The sequence below is a fragment of the Streptomyces sp. Je 1-4 4N24 genome (genome assembly GCF_026239515.1).
Classification (GTDB): domain Bacteria; phylum Actinomycetota; class Actinomycetes; order Streptomycetales; family Streptomycetaceae; genus Streptomyces; species Streptomyces nigrescens.
Window position 1 is genome coordinate 2,839,712 of the sequence record NZ_CP110836.1, and the last position, 19,312, is coordinate 2,859,023.

Genomic DNA, 19,312 nt, shown 5'->3' on the forward strand with positions numbered 1-19,312 from the left:
CAGTCAGACGCTGACGATGACCGGGCCCGGGGTCGGCGCGGTGCTGGCGTACGGGGTCGTCGCCGTCCTGCTGCTGTCCGTCTCACCGCTGCCGGCCGGGGCGGTGCTGCCGGGTGTGCCGCTGCTCGCGGTGCTGGGCTGTCCGAGGAGCCGGACAGTCCCTAGGAGGCGTCATACGGTCAACGGGGCCGGGGACGGAGCGACGCCCGGCCCCGGCCCGCCCCGGCCCCCGGCCCGCCCCGCCCCGGCCTCCCGCCGTGCCGGGTCGTGATCCGGACAGCCGTGAGCTGCTGTCCGGGCGGTTTCCGGCGGTGGGAAGGGGCGGAGACCGTTCCTGCGGCCGATCACGGGCCGTCCGGCTTCCGGACACCGATTTCGCGCAACGGACGGGTTCCGGCCAATTAGTTGAACGGAGCCTGACAACAAGCCACTGGTGGTGGGACTCTTCCCGGCAACCGCCGCACGGAGCCCCACAGCACCACTCCCTGCGGCCGGAGGTTCCACGCGCACCACCCGTTCCACCCGTACACCGAGCACCTCGCGTACGTCTCCCCCCACACGCTCCAAGAGTTCTGCCTCGCTCTGCCCGGACGGCCGCTTCGCCGCCCGGTCCCCCTCGGCCGCAGCGTCATGTGGCGGCCACCGCAGAAGGAGTCAGTGTGAGACGCACCCCCCATGGACGCGCCGTTGCGACCGGCGCACTGGTCGCCGTCACGGCGATGCTGGCCGTCGGCGTTCAGGCCGGTACCGGCACGGCGGCCGCCCCGCGGCCGGGCACCACGCATGCCACCCCCGATCCCGGCGCACTGCCGGCCAAGCTGTCCCCGTCCCAGCGTGCGGAGCTGATACGGGCAGCCGGCGCCACCACCGCCGAGACCGCGCGGCAGCTGAAGCTCGGCGCGAAGGAAAAGCTGGTCGTCAAGGACGTCTCGAAGGATGTCGACGGCACCGTGCACACCCGCTACGAGCGCACCTACGACGGGCTGCCCGTCCTCGGCGGTGACCTCGTGGTGCACGAGAGCAAGGGCGGCACCCTCAAGGGCGTCACCAAGGCCGTACGCTCCCAGCTCAGGGTCGCGGGCACCACCGCGAAGGTGAAGCCCGCCACCGCCGAGGCGAAGGCCGTCAAGGCGGCGCAGGCGCTCGGTTCGAAGAAGACCGAGGCCGCGAAGGCGCCGCGCAAGGTGGTCTGGGTCGCCGACGGCAAGCCGGTGCTGGCCTACGAGACGGTGGTCGGCGGGCTGCAGGACGACGGCACCCCCAACCAGCTGCACGTCATCACCGACGCCACGACCGGCGCCAAGATCTTCCAGTACCAGGGGATCGAGAACGGCGTCGGCAACACCCAGTACAGCGGCAAGGTCACCGTCGGATCGTCGGGCTCGGCGCCGAACTTCTCGCTGACCGACCCCACCCGCGGCAACCACAAGACCTACGACCTCAAGCACGGCTCGTCCGGCACCGGTTCGCTCTTCACCGACGCCGACGACACCTGGGGCGACGGCACCCCGCAGAACGCCCAGACGGCGGGTGTCGACGCGGCCTTCGGTGCCCAGGTGACCTGGGACTACTACAAGAACGTGCACGGCCGCAGCGGCATCAAGGGTGACGGCGTCGGCGCCTACTCCCGGGTGCACTACGGCAACAGCTACGTCAACGCCTTCTGGGACGACGGCTGCTTCTGCATGACGTACGGCGACGGCAGCGGCAACTCCGCCCCGCTGACCTCCATCGACGTGGCCGGCCACGAGATGTCGCACGGTGTCACCGCGGCCACCGCCGACCTCACCTACAGCGGAGAGTCCGGCGGCCTCAACGAGGCGACCTCCGACATCTTCGGTACGGCGGTGGAGTTCTACGCCAACAACACCTCCGACCCCGGTGACTACCTCATCGGCGAGAAGATCGACATCAATGGCGACGGCACCCCGCTGCGCTACATGGACAAGCCGTCCAAGGACGGTGCGTCGGCCGACTACTGGTCGAGCAATGTCGGCAACAAGGACGTGCACTACTCGTCCGGTGTCGCCAACCACTTCTTCTACCTGCTGTCCGAGGGCAGCGGCCCGAAGGACATCGGCGGCGTCCACTACGACAGCCCGACCTTCGACAACCTGCCGGTCCCGGGCATCGGCCGGGCCAACGCCGAGAAGGTCTGGTTCAAGGCACTCAGCCAGTACATGAGCGCCAACACCAACTACGCGGCCGCCCGCACCGCCACCCTCAAGGCCGCCGCCGACCTGTTCGGTGAGGGCAGCGCCTCGTACAACACGGTCGCCAACACCTGGGCGGCGGTCAACGTCGGCTCCCGGGTCCCGGACAGCGGCGCGGTCTCCGTCACCAACCCGGGCAGCCAGACCAGCACCGTGGGCCAGGCGGCGAGCCTGCAGATCAAGGCGAGCAGCGGCACCGCGGGCGCACTGTCGTACGCGGCGACCGGGCTGCCCGCCGGGCTGTCGCTCAACGCGACCACCGGTCTGATCTCCGGTACGCCGACCACGGCCGGCACCGGCAGCGTGACGGTCACCGTCACCGACGCCGCGAAGAAGACCGGTAACGCCACCTTCACCTGGACGGTCAACCCGGCCGGCGGCGGCAATGTCTTCGAGAACGCCGACGATGTGCAGATCCCGGACGCGGGTTCCGCGGTCACCTCGCCGCTCAACGTCGGCCGCAGCGGCAGCGCACCGAGCACGCTGAAGGTCGGGGTGGACATCGTGCACACCTACCGCGGTGACCTGGTCGTGGACCTGATCGCCCCGGACGGCACGGCCTACCGGCTGAAGAACTCCAGCGCGTTCGACTCGGCGGCCAACGTGAAGACCACGTACACCGTCAACGCCTCCTCGGAGAAGGCGAACGGCACCTGGAAGCTGCGGGTCCAGGACGTCTACGCCCAGGACTCGGGCTACATCAACGGCTGGAAGCTGACCTTCTGATCCTCCGGCAGCACTCAGCGGTCACCTTCGTGTGACATAGGCGGGTCGACAGATCACGCCACCGCACAACTGACACAAGGGGCACATGCGTTGGGCGTCGCTCCCGGAAATCCGGGGGCGGCGCCCAGCTCCGTTATGCGAACGGCGATCACCTCTCTACGGACAATTTTCAGCCAATCCGTTAACACCCTCCTGACATGCACGCGTTCGAATGGCAGTCTTCCCGAACGCACGTCACACCCGCATCGCTTTGCACCCCCACCACTTGGCAAAGTTGAAGGAGCACGCGTGACCCCCCGCATATCCCGTAAGACCCGTGTCGCCGGTACCGCAATCGCCGCCGCAGCCCTCCTGGCCGCCGGCATCACCGCAGGTACCGCCGGCGCCTCCCCCGCTTCGGCCCCCACGCCGGACGGTTCGCCCCTCAAGCTCAGCGCCTCGCACCGTGCGGAACTGCTGCGCGACGCGAGCGCCACCAAGGCGCAGACCGCCAAGGAACTCGGCCTGGGCGCGCAGGAGAAGCTGGTCGTCAAGGACGTCATCAAGGACGCCGACGGCACCACGCACACCCGCTACGACCGCACCTACGCCGGCCTGCCGGTGCTGGGCGGCGACATGATCGTGCACACCGCCAAGGGCGGCGCGATCAAGGACACCACCAAGTCGACCGAGAAGTCGGTCAAGGTGGCCTCCACCACGGCGAAGATCGCCCCGACCGCCGCCGCGAAGTCGGCGCAGGGCACCGCGGTGAAGTCGCTCAGCGCGAAGAAGGCCGACGCGCAGACGCCCAAGAAGGTCGTCTGGGCCGCCTCCGGCACCCCTGTCCTCGCCTACGACACCGTCGTCAAGGGCGTCAAGAAGGACGGCACCCCCAGCCGGATGCACGTCATCACCGACGCCAACAGCGGCAAGAAGCTCTTCCAGTACGACGAGATCCGTACCGGCAAGGGCGAGAGCGAGTACAGCGGCAGCGTCGAGCTGGGCACCTCCAAGGAGGGCAACGGCTTCACGCTGACCGACAAGGAGCGCGGTGGCCACAAGACCACCAACCTCGAGAACGGCGAGTCCGGTGACGGCAAGCCCTTCACGGACGAGGACGACAAGTGGGGCACCGGCAAGCCGGACGACCCGCAGACCGCGGCCGTCGACGCCCACTACGGTGCGGGCGTGACCTGGGACTACTACAAGAAGGTCCACGGCCGCGACGGCATCAAGGGTGACGGCAAGGGCGCCTTCTCCCGCGTCCACTACGGCAAGAGCTACGTCAACGCCTTCTGGGACGACGACTGCTTCTGCATGACGTACGGCGACGGCGAGGGCGACAAGGCCCCGCTGACCGCGCTGGACGTCGCGGCGCACGAGATGTCGCACGGTGTCACCTCCGCCACCGCCAACCTCACCTACAGCGGTGAGTCCGGCGGCCTCAACGAGGGCACCTCGGACATCTTCGGGACCTCGGCCGAGTTCTACGCCAAGAGCGAGAAGGACCCGGGCGACTACCTCATCGGCGAGAAGATCGACATCAACGGTGACGGTACCCCGCTGCGCTACATGGACAAGCCGTCCAAGGACGGTCAGTCGCAGGACAACTGGGACTCCAGCACCGGCGGTCTCGACCCGCACTACTCCTCGGGTGTCGCCAACCACTTCTTCTACCTGCTGTCCGAGGGCAGCGGCCCGAAGGAGATCGGTGGCGTCAAGTACGACAGCCCGACGGCGGACGGCAAGAAGGTCGAGGGCATCGGCCGGGACAAGGCCGAGAAGATCTGGTTCAAGGCCCTGACCGAGTACATGACCTCGAACACCGACTACAAGGCCGCTCGCGAGGCGACCGTCAAGGCCGCCACCGACCTGTACAAGGCCGGCAGCGCCGAGGTCAAGGGCGTCGAGGCCGCTTGGACCGGTGTCGCCGTCAAGTGACGCAACGTGCGGGAACGTGCTGATCGTCCCGGGGTAACGTAACCCCGGAGCGGGCGGTGTCCGGAGACCCTCCGGACACCGCCTTCGCGCGCGTGGGGGGTCCGGATGAACCGCAAGACCACAGTGCTGCTGGCCGACGACGAGACGCTGATGCGGGCCGGTGTGCGCGCGATCCTCGGCGCGGCCCCCGATATCGAGGTCGTCGCGGAGGCCGCCGACGGCCGCGAGACGATCGACCAGGCACTCCGGCACCGGCCCGACGTCTGTCTGCTGGACATCCGCATGCCGCGTCTGGACGGCCTGGGCGCCGCCGCGGAATTGGCCAGGGCGCTGCCCGCCACCGCCGTCGTGATGCTGACGACGTTCTCCGAGGACGAGTACATCGCCGGCGCCCTCGCCTCGGGCGCGGCCGGTTTTCTGCTCAAGTCGGGCGATCCGCGGGAGCTGATCGCCGGGGTCCGGGCCGTCGCCGAGGGCGGCGCCTGCCTCTCGCCGTCCGTCGCCCGACGCGTCATCTCGCACCTGGGCGGCGGGCAGTTGGGCCGCGGGGCGGCCGCCCGCGCCCGGGTCGCGGAGCTGACCGGACGGGAGCGCGAGGTGCTCGGGCTGGTCGGCGCCGGGCTGTCCAACGCGGAGATCGCCCAGCGGCTGTTCCTGGTCGAGGGCACCGTCAAGGCGTATGTCAGCGCGATCCTCGCCCGGCTGGGCTTCAAGAACCGCGTCCAGGCGGCGATCCTCGCCTACGAGGCGGGCCTGGTCCCGGCGTCATGACGCCGTGGAAGCGCCCGGACGCCCGGCAGTTGCACGCCCGGGCCCCCGGGCTGGTGCTCTGGCTCCTGGTGTGCGGGCCGCCCGCCCTCGCCTTCGGCTCCCTGGCCCACACCCATCCGTGGGCCACCGCGGCCGCCTTCCCGCTGCTCGGCGTCTGCGTGCTGCTGCGCAGACGCCGGCCGCTGACGGCGCTGGCGCTGCCGATCGCGCCGAGCCTGGTGATCTCGCTGGATCTGTTCACCGTCGCCTACTGCGCCGCACTGGCCGTGTTCGGCTATCTGGCCGGTATCCGGATGTCCCGGGCCCGCCCCGCGCTGTGGTTCTTCTCTGCGGTGGCGGCCGGCGGGCTGCCGTTGTCCGCGGTGGTGGGCCGCACGGTGTGGCCGTGGTTCTCCCTGCTGCTGACGCTGCTGCTCAATGTGATGCTGCCGTGGCTGCTGGGGCGCTACCGCCGGCAGTACGCCGAACTGGCCCGTACCGGCTGGCAGCTCGCCGAGCGGATGGAGCGCGAACAGCAGGCCGTCGCCGACCGCACCCGGCTGCGCGAACGCGCCCGGATCGCCGGCGACATGCATGACTCCCTCGGCCATGACCTGGCCCTGATCGCCCTGCGGGCCGGGGCGCTGGAGGTCGATCCGCGGCTGGACGCGGACCGTCAGGCGGCGGCCGGTGAACTGCGGGCCGCCGCCGGGACGGCGACCGAACGGCTGCGGGAGATCATCGGCGTGCTGCGCACGGATGACGAGAGCGCGCCCCGGGTACCGGCCGACGAGAGCGTGGAGCGGCTGGTGGACCGGGCGCGGGCGTCCGGGATGACGGTGACTCTGGAGGAGGCGGACGACGCCGGGGCCATAACACTTCCGGCCATGACCGGACACGCCCTGCACCGTGTCGTCCAGGAGTCGCTGACCAATGCCGCCAAACACGCCCCCGGCGCGGCCGTCCGGGTGCGGATCGGACGGGCCGCCGGGCGGGTGCAGGTCACCGTGGCCAACACCGCACGGCCGGCCGGGCCGGCGGCGGATCCGGTCTCCGGCGGCAGCGGGCTGGTGGGCCTGGACGAGCGGGTACGGCTGGCGGGCGGCGCGCTGCGGGCCGGTCCCGCCCCGGAGGGCGGCTTCACGGTCTCCGCATGGCTGCCGACGGCCGGCGGCGCGCCGCCGGAACCCTTCGAGCGCCCCGGACCCACCGCGGCGGAACGGGAGTTGGCCCATGCCCAGCGGCAGGTGCAGCGCCGGCTCCGGCAGACGGTGGCGGTCCCGCTGGCGCTGCTGGCGGCCCTGGTGGTGCTGAGCAGCACCTTTCATCTGGTCAGCCCGTCCTGGACGGTGCTGGAGCGGGAGCGCTACGACGCTCTCCGCCTCGGCGCCGACCGCTCCCGGATGGATTCCCTGCTGCCGTTCTTCGCACTGGACGCCCCGCCGGACGGCACCCCGCCGCCCCCGCACGGCTGGACCTGCGAGTACTACAGCGTCCGGCCCGGCTCCGACACCGCCTACGAGCTCTGCTTCACCGGCGACGACCGGCTGGTCAAGAAGAGCGTGGTGCACCGACGGGACCGCTAGGGACCATGCCGCACCGGACCGGTCCTCCGGGGCCGGACCCGCAGGCGCGCGGCAGCAACTTGCCTGGTGGAGCGGCGAGTTGGCAGATCCGAGGTCCGCCCGGGACTCTCCCTACCGGCGCGTCCGGCGATATGGCCGATTCCACCGCCTCATGCGCTCTTGTACGGACTACCTCCTGGAGAGAGGCTGCGGTGTGGCGCCGACGGGCCCCGGCGCGGCACCGGACATCCGCACACCGCAACTCCGCTGTGATCACACCGAGTTGAGGAGGCGAACGCCGACCGTGTCAGCGCAGCGCCGCAGTCGCCCGCGCGGGGGCGGGAAGGCGTCCGCCGGGCCGCGGCGGAACCGGGACGACGGACCCGTGGTGCACCTTCCGCCCGGCATCCCGGCCGCCACCCGCGGGAAAGGCCCTCGGGTGCACCCGTCACCCGCACCGCACACCTGCACAGGATTCATCGGGGGAACCACCGACCGGAGGCCGGGGGAGCACCGACCCGCCCCGCCGTGCCATCCGCCAGCCGAGTGAAAGCGGACAGGAGCGCCCATGCCCGCACCCGGTCCGCCTGCCGTGGAACGGATACAAAGGACAAAACCCCGCAAAGCATCACAAGCCCAGGTGAGCCCATGATCGGTCGCATTCCTGTTCTGGACATCCGCCCGCAGATCGATTGCGGCCGCCGCCCGGCGAAGGCCGTGGTGGGTGAGACCTTCGAGGTCTCGGCCACCGTCTTCCGCGAAGGGCATGACGCCGTCGCGGCGAATGTGGTGCTGCGCAACCCGGCCGGCCGCTGCGGCCCCTGGACGCCGATGCAGGAGCGGGCACCCGGCTCCGACCGGTGGAGCGCCGAGGTCACCCCCGGTATCGAGGGCCGCTGGACGTTCACCGTCGAGGCCTGGTCCGATCCGGTCACCACCTGGCGGCGGCATGCCGCCATCAAGATCCCGGCGGGGATCGACACCGAGCTGATGCTCGCCGAGGGCGCCGAGCTCCATGAGCGGGCGGCCGCGGAGGTCCCCAAGAGCGACGGGCGCGAGGCGGTGCTCGCCGCCGTGGACGCGCTGCGCAACGCCGGGCTGCCCGCCGCGACCCGGCTGGCCGCCGCCCTCTCCCCCCAGGTCACCGAGGCGCTGGCGCGCCATCCGCTGCGCGAACTGCTCACCGTCTCGCGCCCGATGCCGCTGGTCGTCGAGCGCCGGCGGGCCCTGTACGGCTCGTGGTACGAGCTCTTCCCGCGCTCCGAGGGCGCCGCCGTCGCCCCGGACGGCACGGCCGTCAGCGGCACCCTGCGCACCGCCGCCGAGCGGCTGCCGGCCGTCGCCGCCATGGGCTTCGACGTGGTCTATCTCCCGCCCGTGCACCCCATCGGCACCGCCTTCCGCAAGGGCCCCAACAATGCGCTGTCGGCCGGCCCGGACGACGTCGGCTCCCCCTGGGCCATCGGCTCACCGGCCGGCGGCCATGACGCCCTCCATCCGGACCTGGGCACCTTCGACGACTTCGAGCACTTCGTCCGCACCGCCCGCGATCTGCGGATGGAGGTGGCCCTGGACTTCGCGCTGCAGTGCTCCCCCGACCACCCGTGGGTCACGCTGCACCCCCAGTGGTTCCACCACCGCGCGGACGGCTCGATCGCCTACGCCGAGAACCCGCCGAAGAAGTACCAGGACATCTACCCCCTCGCCTTCGACACCGACTTCCGCGGGCTGGTCCGCGAGACCGAACGCCTGCTGCGCTTCTGGATGGCCAAGGGCGTACGGATCTTCCGGGTGGACAATCCCCACACCAAGCCGGTGGCCTTCTGGGAGAAGGTGATCGGCGAGATCAACCGCACCGATCCGGACGTGCTCTTCCTCGCCGAGGCGTTCACCCGCCCCGCCATGCTGCACACCCTCGCCCAGATCGGCTTCCACCAGTCGTACACCTACTTCACCTGGCGCAACACCAAGGAGGAGCTGACCGACTACCTCACCGAGCTGACCGGCGAGGGCGCCTCCTACCTGCGGCCGAATTTCTTTGTGAACACCCCGGACATCCTGCACGCCTACCTCCAGGAGGGCGGCCGCCCCGCCTTCGAGGTACGCGCCGTACTGGCCGCCACCCTCGCCCCCACCTGGGGGGTCTACGCCGGATATGAGCTCTGCGAGTCGGTGCCGGTACGCCGCGGCAGCGAGGAGTACCTCGACTCGGAGAAGTACCAACTCAGGCCGCGCGACTGGGATGCGGCGGCCAGGGAAGGGCGCACCATCGCCCCCCTGATCACCACGCTCAACCGCATCCGCCGCCGGCACCCTGCCCTGCAGCAGCTGCGCAATCTGCAGTTCCACCACGTCGACAACGAGGCCGTCATCGCCTACTCCAAGCGCGAGGGGCACGGCGACCGGGCCGACACGGTGCTCACGGTGGTCAACCTCGACCCGCACCACACCCACGAGGCGACGGTGTCGTTGGACATGCCGGAACTCGGCCTCGGCCGGCACGAGTCCTTCCCGGTGCGCGACGAGCTCACCGGCGATACCTACCACTGGGGCAGGGACAACTATGTGCGCCTGGAGCCGGGCCGCTCGCTCGCGCCCGCCCATGTGCTGTCGCTGCGACCGTCCTCACCGATCGGAGGGTCACCCAATTGATCGTCAATGAGCCTGTCCCCGACACGTTCGAGGACACCCCGGCGAAGGACCGCGATCCCGACTGGTTCAAACGGGCCGTTTTCTACGAAGTCCTGGTGCGTTCCTTCCAGGACAGCAATGGCGACGGAATCGGCGACCTCAAGGGCATTACGGCCAAGCTCGACTATCTGCAATGGCTGGGGGTGGACTGCCTCTGGCTGCCGCCGTTCTTCAAATCCCCGCTGCGGGACGGCGGTTACGATGTCGCCGACTACACCGCGGTGCTCCCCGAATTCGGCGATCTGGCCGACTTCGTGGAATTCGTGGACGCCGCGCACCATCGCGGTATGCGGGTCATCATCGACATGGTGATGAACCACACCAGCGACCAGCACCCGTGGTTCCAGGAGTCACGCACCGACCCCGAAGGGCCGTACGGCGACTACTACGTCTGGGCCGACGACGACAAGCAGTACGCCGACGCCCGCATCATCTTCGTCGACACCGAGGCCTCCAACTGGACCTTCGACCCGGTACGCAAGCAGTACTACTGGCACCGCTTCTTCTCCCACCAGCCGGATCTCAACTATGAGAACCCGGCGGTCCAGGAGGAGATGATCTCCGCCCTGCGCTTCTGGCTCGACCTGGGGATCGACGGCTTCCGGCTGGACGCGGTGCCGTATCTCTACGCCGAGGAGGGCACCAACTGCGAGAATCTGCCCGCCTCGCACGGCTTCCTCAAGCGGGTCCGCGCCGAGATCGACGCCCATTACCCGGACACCGTGCTGCTGGCCGAGGCCAACCAATGGCCGGAGGACGTCGTCGACTACTTCGGCGATTACGGCGTCGGCGGCGACGAATGCCATATGGCCTTCCACTTCCCGGTCATGCCGCGTATCTTCATGGCGGTGCGGCGCGAATCGCGCTATCCGGTCTCGGAAATCCTCGCCAAAACCCCGGCGATTCCGTCCGGCTGCCAGTGGGGCATCTTCCTGCGCAACCACGACGAGCTGACCCTCGAAATGGTCACGGACGAAGAGCGCGACTACATGTACGCGGAGTACGCCAAGGACCCGCGGATGCGCGCCAATATCGGAATCCGCCGGCGACTGGCCCCGCTGCTCGACAACGACCGCAATCAGATCGAGCTCTTCACCGCCCTGCTGCTGTCCCTGCCGGGTTCGCCGATTCTCTATTACGGCGACGAGATCGGCATGGGCGACAACATCTGGCTCGGCGACCGGGACGCGGTGCGCACCCCGATGCAGTGGACGCCGGACCGCAACGCCGGCTTCTCCTCCTGCGACCCGGGCCGGCTCTTCCTGCCGACCATCATGGATCCCGTCTACGGCTACCAGGTCACCAATGTCGAGGCCGCGATGAGTTCGCCCTCCTCGCTGCTGCACTGGACCCGGCGGATGATCGAGATCCGTAAGCAGAATCCGGCGTTCGGGCTCGGCAGCTACACCGAGCTGTCCTCCACGAATCCGGCGGTGCTGGCCTTCCTGCGGGAGGCGCCGGGCACCGGCGGCGCGGACGACGACCTGGTGCTGTGCGTGCACAACTTCTCGCGCTTCGCCCAGCCCACGGAGCTGGACCTGCGGTCGTTCAGCGGCCGCCATCCGGTGGAACTCATCGGCGGGGTCCGCTTCCCGGCCATCGGGGAGCTGCCGTATCTGCTGACCCTCGCAGGCCACGGGTTCTACTGGTTCCGGCTGCGCAGAAATTCCGGTTAGCGCCGGTGCCCTGACCGGCACGGGCGCCGGGACGACGCCCGTACGCGGCCACATGGCGCGTACGGGCGTTTTCTGACCTTTCGCTCGGGCACTCTCCCTACTACCGCACGGGCCGGGTGAGCCCTCGCCGGCCCCCGGGCCGGGAGGGAGACCGCCGCGCAGCGGAGCAGCGCACGCCGGAAGACCGCTGCCGTACGGACGATCCCGCCCGAGGGTCCCCGGACTCCGTCTGGGGGTACCCCCACCGCGCCGCCGCACAGTCAAGGCCGCATTCCGGGACACTTTGCCCTATATGTCGTGTGCCCGGGGAAAGGACGCGACGCCATGTCGGACACCGCCTCGACCCGTGCCACCCGAAACACCCCTGATCGCCGCCCGCTCGTCTCCGCCCCCGATCTGCTGTCCTCGCTGGCTCCCCTGCTCGCCGACTGGGTGCCACGCCAGCGCTGGTTCGCCGGCAAGGGACGGCTGATCACCGGCTTCACGCTGCTCTCGGCGACCGAGCTGCTGCCGTGCACCGGCGACGGCACCGCACCGGGCCTGCTGCAACTGCTCGTCCGCGCCCAGCAGAGCGCACCACCGAGCCGTACGCCGTCCGGCGGCGACTGCTACCAGCTCCTGCTGGGGGTGCATCCGGCGCCGCCGCCCCAGCTGGCGCCCGCGGCGATCGGGCGCCCCGGCGGGGGCCCGCTGCGCGGCCGCACCGTCTATGACGCACTCCTCGACAGCCGGCTCTGCGGGCTGCTGCTGGAGCGGCTGCGGGTCCCTGGCCGGCTCGGCGCGCTGCGCTTCTGCCGTGAGCCCGATGCCGACATCCCCTCCGGGCTGCCGGGCCGGCCGATCGCCGTCGAGCAGTCCAACTCCTCGATCGTCTACGGCGATTCCTTCATCTTGAAGGTCTTCCGGCGGGTCGAGCCGGGCATCAATCCGGATCTGGAGCTGCCGCGGGCGCTCGCGGACGCCAAGTGCGCGCGGGTGCCCGCGCCCGCGGCATGGTTCGAGGCGGCGACCCCCGACGAGGACGGCGAGCCGACGACACTGGGCGTGCTGCAGCCCTTCCTGCCGGGCTCGGCGGACGGCTGGCAGCTGGCGCTGAACGCACTGGCCGTACGCGCCGACTTCACCGGCTCGGCGCGGGCGCTCGGCCATGCGACCGCCGAGGTGCACACCGCGCTCGCCCAGACGCTCCCGACCACCGAGCTGCGCCGCCCGCAGCTGGAGGTGATCGCCGCCCAGATGAACGAGCGGCTGGCGGCCACCGCCCGCGCCGTGCCCGTGCTGCAGCCCTACCGGGCCCGGCTGCGTACCGCCTTCGACGCGCTGGCCGCGGTCGGCCACGACGGCCGCAGCTGGGCCGCCCAGCGCATCCACGGCGATCTGCACCTGGGCCAGACACTGCGCTCCGCCGACGAGGGCCGCTGGTCGCTGATCGACTTCGAGGGCGAACCGGCCCGCCCGCTGGCCGAGCGGCGCCGGCCGCAGCCCGCGGTGCGCGATGTCGCGGCGATGCTGCGCTCCTTCGACTACGCCGCGCGCAGCGGACCGGCGGGCGGTGACCCCTGGTCGCTGGAGTGGGCGCGGCGCACCCGCGACGCCTACTGCCTGGGGTATGCGGAGGCCGGCGGGCTCGATCCGCGCTCCGCGCCCGAACTGATGCGCGCCTATGAGACCGACAAGGCCGTCTACGAAGTGCTCTACGAGGCCCGGCACCGGCCCGACTGGCTGGCCGTCCCGATGGCTGCCATCCGGCGTCTGGCGGCGGGCGGGGAGCGGGCCGTGGGGCTGGACGGGACCGGCCCGTCCCGGTCCGCCGGGCCCGACGGCCGGGGGTGAGGGGCCTCCACCGAACCGCCGCACCGCCGCCCGCCCCTGAGCTCCGACCGCTGCCCCGCCCCGAGGAGGCCCTCTCGTGACCGCCCGCCCGTCACCCGCCGCATCCCCGTCACCCCACACCCCGGCCGGAATGACTCCGTCATCCCCCTCCGGCTCTCCGCCGCCGCGCCCCACCGCTCCCGGCACCGGGCCCGCCCGGGGCGCGGCCGACGACCGCGCGGCGGGGCGGTCCGGCCACGCGGCCACGCCCCGGCCGCCGGCCTCCGGCACCGCGCCGACGGGCCGGAGCACCGCCGGTGCCACTTTCGCCGCCCGGCCGCCCGGCCTCCGGGACACGGCCGCACCGCCCGGCCGGACAGCCGGGCCCGCGGGCCCGCCCCGCACGGAGCGGCCGAACGGCAGCCACGGGGTGCGCGCCGCCACACCGCTCTCCGACGAGGACCGCGGCCGGCTGCTGGGCGGTGCCCATCACGATCCGCACGGCCTGCTCGGCGCCCACCCCGTCCGCGGCGGACTGCTCATCCGGGTCCTGCGGCCGTATGCGAAGGGCGTCACCGTCCTGGCGAAGGGGCTGCGCGCCGACCTGCCCGCCGAGGGGGACGGGTTGTTCGCCGGGGTGCTGCCGCTGCGCACCGCCCCGGACTACGAGCTGCTGGTCGACTACGGCGACCACACCGTGACCGTGCAGGACCCCTACCGCTTCCTGCCCGCGCTCGGCGAGCTGGATCTGCATCTGTTCGGCGAGGGCCGGCACGAGCAGCTGTGGCAGGCGCTCGGCGCGCGGATCATGGAGCACCAGGGCGTGACCGGCACCCGCTTCACGGTCTGGGCGCCCAACGCCCAGGGCGTACGGGTCGTCGGCAACGTCAACTACTGGGACGGCACCGGCTTCCCGATGCGCTCGCTGGGCTCGTCCGGTGTCTGGGAGCTCTTCCTCCCTGGCCTCGGCGAGGGCGAGCTGTACAAGTTCGAGATCACCCGGCCGGACGGCTCCCGGACCGTACGTGCCGACCCGATGGCCCGGCGGACCGAGTGCCCGCCGGACACCGCCTCGGTCGTGGAGGCGTCGCACTACCGCTGGAACGACGCCGACTGGATGGCCCGGCGCGGCGCGCGCCCCGTGCACGAGGCCCCGTTCTCCGTCTACGAGGTGCATCTCCCCTCCTGGCGCCCCGGCCTCACCTACCGTCAGCTGGCCGATCAGCTCCCCGCCTACGTCAAGGACCTGGGCTTCACCCACGTCGAGTTCATGCCGGTCTCCGAGCACCCGTTCGGCGGCTCCTGGGGCTATCAGGTGACCGGGTTCTACGCGCCCACCGCCAGGATGGGCACCCCGGACGACTTCAGGTTCCTGATCGACGCGCTGCACCGGGCCGGCATCGGGGTGCTGATGGACTGGGTGCCGGCGCACTTCCCGCGCGACGACTGGGCGCTGGCGGAGTTCGACGGCCGCCCGCTCTACGAGCCCCAGGATCCGGCCCGTGCCGCACACCCGGACTGGGGCACCCTGGAGTTCGACTACGGCCGCACCGAGGTCCGTAACTTCCTGGTCGCCAACGCGGTCTACTGGTGCGAGGAGTTCCATATCGACGGTCTCCGGGTGGACGCCGTCGCCTCGATGCTCTATCTCGACTACTCCCGCGAGGACGGCGGCTGGACCCCGAACGTCCACGGCGGCCGGGAGAACCTCGACGCGGTCGCCTTCCTCCAGGAGATGAACGCGACGGTCTACCGCCGCTGCCCCGGCGTCGTCACCATCGCCGAGGAGTCCACGGCCTGGGACGGCGTCACCCGCGCCACGCACCATGTGGGGCCCGGCGGCTTCGGCGGTCTGGGCTTCGGCCTGAAGTGGAACATGGGCTGGATGCATGACTCCCTCGGCTATGTCGCCAAGGAGCCGGTGCACCGGAAGTACCACCACGGCGAGATGACCTTCTCCATGATCTACGCCTACTCCGAGAACTATGTGCTGCCGATCTCCCATGACGAGGTGGTGCACGGCAAGCGCGCACTGGTGTCGAAGATGCCCGGTGACTGGTGGCAGCAGCGGGCGAACCACCGGGCCTACCTCGGCTTCATGTGGGCCCACCCCGGCAAGCAACTCCTCTTCATGGGGCAGGAGTTCGCCCAGGGCGCGGAGTGGGCGGAGAGCCATGGCCCGGACTGGTGGCTGCTCGACTCCTCGTACGGGGCGGAGCCGGACCACCGGGGCGTACGCGATCTCGTGCGCGAGCTGAACCGCCGGTACACCGCCACGCCCGCGCTGTGGGAACGCGACACCGATCCGGCCGGTTTCTCCTGGATCGACGGCGAGGCGGGCGAGGACAACGTCTTCCCCTTCCTGCGCTTCGCCGCCGACGGCTCGCCACTGCTCTCGGTCACCAACTTCTCCCCCGTCGTCCGCCGTGCCTACCGGCTCGGCGTCCCCGACCACCTCCCCGCCTGGCGCGAGGTCCTCAACACCGACGACCCGCGCTACGGCGGCAGCGGCGTCGGCAACCCCGGCGTCCTCAAGACCGAACCGACCCCCTGGAACGGCCGCACCGCATCCGTCTCCCTCGTCCTCCCCCCGCTGGCGACCCTCTGGCTACGACCTGCCTGAGCCCTCAAGGCCGGTCGCCACAGGAGGCACCGAAGGGGCGGGTGCCGTCTCCGGCACCCGCCCCTTCTCCCCTCCTCCGGCCCTGGGTCAGACCTTGGCGGACGTCTTCTCCAGCCCGCCGTCCCGCGGCGCGACGACCTCCGCGGCGACCGGCCCGGCGTGCGCGTCGTCCACCAGCGTCTTCTCGTCGAACGGCGCCTGGCCGGCGAGCACGTCGGCCACCCGGCCCTTGTCGATCTCCTTGGTCCAGGTGCCGATCAGCACGGTGGCCACCGCGTTGCCGGCGAAGTTGGTCAGGGCGCGCGCCTCGCTCATGAAGCGGTCGATGCCGACGATCAGGCCGACGCCGTCGACCAGTTCGGGGCGGTGCGACTGCAGTCCGCCGGCCAGCGTCGCCAGGCCCGCGCCGGTGACCCCGGCCGCCCCCTTCGACGCGATGACCATGAACACCAGCAGCGAGATCTGCTGGCCGAGCGGGAGCGGCTTGCCCATCGCCTCGGCCACGAACAGCGAGGACATCGTCAGGTAGATGGCGGTGCCGTCGAGGTTGAAGCTGTAGCCGGTGGGGACGGTGATGCCGACCACCGGCTTGCTGACGCCCAGGTGCTCCATCTTCGCGATCAGCCGGGGCAGCGCCGACTCGGAGGACGAGGTGGACAGGATCAGCAGGAATTCCCGGCCGAGGTACTTCAGCAGCAGGAAGATGTTGACACCGGCGACCAGCCGGAGCAGCGCGCCGAGCACCACGATCACGAACAGCAGACAGGTGACGTAGAAGCCGACCATGATGACGGCCAGCGACTTCAGCGCGTCCAGGCCGGTCTCGCCGACCACCGCCGCGATGGCGCCGAAGGCACCCACCGGCGCCGCCCACATGATCATGGCCAGGACCCGGAAGACCAGCTTCTGGATGTGCCCGACACCGCGCAGCACCGGCTCGCCCGCCGAGCCCAGCGCCTGCAGGCCGAAGCCGACCAGCAGCGCCACCAGCAGCGTCTGGAGCACCTCGCCCTGGGTGAAGGCGGAGACCAGCGTGGTGGGGATCATGCCGAGCAGGAACTCGGGCAGAGTCTCCCCGCCGCCCTCGGTCTGGGCGTGCCCGGCGTGCTTGACGGTCTCGGTCAGCTGGAGGCCGGAGCCGGGGTCCAGCAGGTTGCCGACGACCAGGCCGATGGCCAGTGCGACGGTGGACATCACCATGAAGTAGCCGAGGGCCAGTCCGCCGACCGCGCCGACCTTGGCGGCCTTCCGCACCGAGCCGACGCCCAGCACGATGGTGCAGAAGATGACCGGCGAGATCATCATCTTGATCAGGTTCACGAACCCGGTGCCGAGCGGCTTGAGCTGGACGGCGACACCGGGGGCGGCGAAGCCCACGATGATGCCGAGCAGCACCGCACCGATCACGGCGATGTAGAGGAAATGGGTCCGGTCCCGCTTCACCGGCGCGGTCTCCTTGGTGGTGCCCCCGGACTGCGGGGTCTGTGCAGCCACGGCTGCCTCCTCGGTCTACGGCTGTGTGCTGATCTGCGGCTCTGTCACACAACAAGTCCCGGCGACTATGCACGTCGCTGTGGCGCCCGTCACCCTTACGTACATTTCGTTCACGTAAAAGTGACCGTGCAGACGGTTCTGCGGTAACCGTGCAGACTGTTCTGCATGCGACTCCCCCGACCCCGGCCTCCCCGCCGGCTGCGCGGCCCCCGCAGCCTCGCCGGGCAGCTCTTCGCGATGCAGGTCGTGCTGGTCGCGGTGGTCGTGATGGGCTGCGCCGTCTTCGCGTACGTCAGCGCCGGCCGGCAGGCGGAGGAGACCGCGCGGCGGCAGGCGACCGCGGCGGCCACCGCCGTCGCCGACTCCCCGGCGGTCGTGGCGGCGGCCCGTACCAAGGACCCGACGGCCTCGCTCCAGCCGTACAGCGAACGGCTGCGGCGCGATGCGGGGGTCGACTTCGTGGTGGTGATGGCGCCGGACGGGACCCGCTGGACGCACCCCGAGCCGTCCGCGATCGGCAAGAAGTACCTGGGGCACATCGGTCCGGCACTGCGCGGCGAGATCTTCCCCGAGACGCACCTGGGGGTGCTCGGGCCGTCCGTGCGGGTCGTGGCGCCGGTCCGGGACCCCGGGCACGGCGGCCGGATCACGGCGCTGGTCAGCTCCGGGATCACCATCAAGACGATCAGTGCGCAGCTGCGCGACCAGGTGCTCGCGCTGGTGGGCGTGGCCGCCGCGGCGCTGGCGCTCGGCGGCCTGGGGACATATGTGATCAATGCCCGGCTGCGGCGGCACACCCACGGGATGAACTCCCAGGAGCTCAGCCGGATGCACGACTACCACCAGGCCGCGCTGCACGCCGTGCGCGAGGGGCTGTTGATGCTCGACGGGCAGCGCAGGGTCGCCCTGATCAACGACGGCGGGCGGGAGCTGCTGGGGCTGTCCGACGACGCGGTGGGCCGCCGCGTCACGGAGCTGGGGCTGCCGGAACCGCTGACCGAGACGCTGCTGGCGCCCGGCCCGCGGGTCGACGAACTGCAGCTGACCAGCGAGCGGGTGCTGGTGGTCAACTCCGCGCCGGTCTCCGGCGGTGAGCGGCGCGGCAGCGTGGTCACCCTCCGCGATCACACCGAACTCCAGGCGCTCTCCGGTGAGTTGGACTCGGTACGGGGTTTCACCGAGGCGCTGCGCTCGCAGGCCCACGAGGCCGCCAACCGGCTGCACGCCGTGGTCTCGCTGATCGAGCTGGGGCGGGCCGAGGAGGCCGTGGAGTTCGCCACCGCGGAGCTGGAGCTGGCGCAGGCGCTGACCGACCAGGTCGTCGGCGCGGTCGCCGAGCCGGTGCTCGCCGCGCTGCTGCTCGGCAAGGCGGCCCAGGCCAACGAGCGCGGTGTGGAACTGACGCTGACGCCCGACAGCCGGATCGACGACGGGCTGCTGCCGCCCGGTCTGCCGGCCCGCGATCTGGTCACCGTGCTGGGCAATCTCCTGGACAACGCCATCGACGCCGCCGCGCCGACCCCGGAGCACGCCGCCACCGAGCCGCCTCAGGTACGGGTCACCGCACGGGCGGCCGGGGGCGAGCTGCTGCTGCGGGTGGCTGACACCGGGCCGGGGGTGGCCGCGGACGCCGCCGAGGAGATCTTCCGACGGGGCTGGACCACCAAGCCGGGCACGGGCACACCCGCCCGGGGCCGCGGTCTGGGCCTGGCCCTGGTCCAGCAGGCGGTACGCCGCAACGGCGGCACCGTCACGCTGGACCGGGCACCGGAGGGCGGCGCGCGGTTCACCGTGCGGCTGCCGCTGCGGGCGGGGGCCGCGAGATGAGCGGGGCTCCGCCCT

At 71.2% G+C, this 19,312-nt stretch carries 11 protein-coding genes; 10 read left to right on the plus strand and 1 reads right to left on the minus strand.

Annotated features, from left to right (window positions below):
• Positions 1 to 16 precede the first annotated feature (16 nt).
• From SLV14N_RS11965 to glgB, 9 genes are all read left to right on the plus strand, one after another.
• Positions 17 to 271 (plus strand): hypothetical protein, encoded by a 255-nt coding sequence (locus SLV14N_RS11965; RefSeq protein ID WP_263269293.1) that lies wholly within the window; start codon positions 17 to 19, stop codon positions 269 to 271.
• Positions 272 to 659: 388 nt separating this feature from the next.
• Positions 660 to 2,939 carry a M4 family metallopeptidase gene (locus SLV14N_RS11970; RefSeq protein WP_263269294.1) on the plus strand — a complete coding sequence of 760 codons (2,280 nt, stop codon included), beginning with the start codon at positions 660 to 662 and terminating at the stop codon, positions 2,937 to 2,939.
• A 288-nt stretch (positions 2,940 to 3,227) separates the two neighbouring features.
• On the plus strand, positions 3,228 to 4,859 hold the full coding sequence (locus SLV14N_RS11975; RefSeq protein ID WP_263269295.1) for a M4 family metallopeptidase: 1,632 nt from the start codon (positions 3,228 to 3,230) through the stop codon (positions 4,857 to 4,859).
• Positions 4,860 to 4,964: 105 nt separating this feature from the next.
• Entirely contained in the window at positions 4,965 to 5,630 is a 666-nt protein-coding gene (locus SLV14N_RS11980) for a response regulator transcription factor (RefSeq protein ID WP_263269297.1), read from the plus strand.
• Positions 5,627 to 7,195, plus strand: a complete 1,569-nt coding sequence (locus SLV14N_RS11985) for a histidine kinase (protein ID WP_263269298.1) — start codon at positions 5,627 to 5,629, stop codon at positions 7,193 to 7,195. The genes SLV14N_RS11980 and SLV14N_RS11985 overlap by 4 nt, the downstream gene beginning before the upstream one ends.
• Before the next feature lie 627 nt (positions 7,196 to 7,822).
• Positions 7,823 to 9,826, plus strand: a complete 2,004-nt coding sequence (locus SLV14N_RS11990) for an alpha-1,4-glucan--maltose-1-phosphate maltosyltransferase (RefSeq protein ID WP_208680918.1) — start codon at positions 7,823 to 7,825, stop codon at positions 9,824 to 9,826.
• Positions 9,823 to 11,541 (plus strand): maltose alpha-D-glucosyltransferase, encoded by a 1,719-nt coding sequence (gene treS / locus SLV14N_RS11995; RefSeq protein ID WP_208680919.1) that lies wholly within the window; start codon positions 9,823 to 9,825, stop codon positions 11,539 to 11,541. Before SLV14N_RS11990 ends, treS begins: the two co-directional genes overlap by 4 nt.
• Positions 11,542 to 11,865: 324 nt before the next feature.
• Complete coding sequence (locus tag SLV14N_RS12000; protein ID WP_263269300.1) at positions 11,866 to 13,374, plus strand: phosphotransferase; 1,509 nt, start codon at positions 11,866 to 11,868, stop codon at positions 13,372 to 13,374.
• A gap of 130 nt (positions 13,375 to 13,504) precedes the next feature.
• Entirely contained in the window at positions 13,505 to 15,976 is a 2,472-nt protein-coding gene (gene glgB, locus SLV14N_RS12005; RefSeq protein WP_263269301.1) for a 1,4-alpha-glucan branching enzyme, read from the plus strand.
• A gap of 87 nt (positions 15,977 to 16,063) precedes the next feature.
• Here the strand turns inward: glgB and SLV14N_RS12010 are convergent, their stop codons facing one another.
• Positions 16,064 to 17,470, minus strand: a complete 1,407-nt coding sequence (locus tag SLV14N_RS12010) for a cation:dicarboxylate symporter family transporter (protein ID WP_263269302.1) — start codon at positions 17,468 to 17,470, stop codon at positions 16,064 to 16,066.
• A 165-nt stretch (positions 17,471 to 17,635) separates the two neighbouring features.
• On the opposite strand from SLV14N_RS12010, the gene SLV14N_RS12015 reads away from it, so the two are divergent.
• Entirely contained in the window at positions 17,636 to 19,297 is a 1,662-nt protein-coding gene (locus SLV14N_RS12015) for a sensor histidine kinase (protein ID WP_263269303.1), read from the plus strand.
• Positions 19,298 to 19,312: the final 15 nt, after the last annotated feature.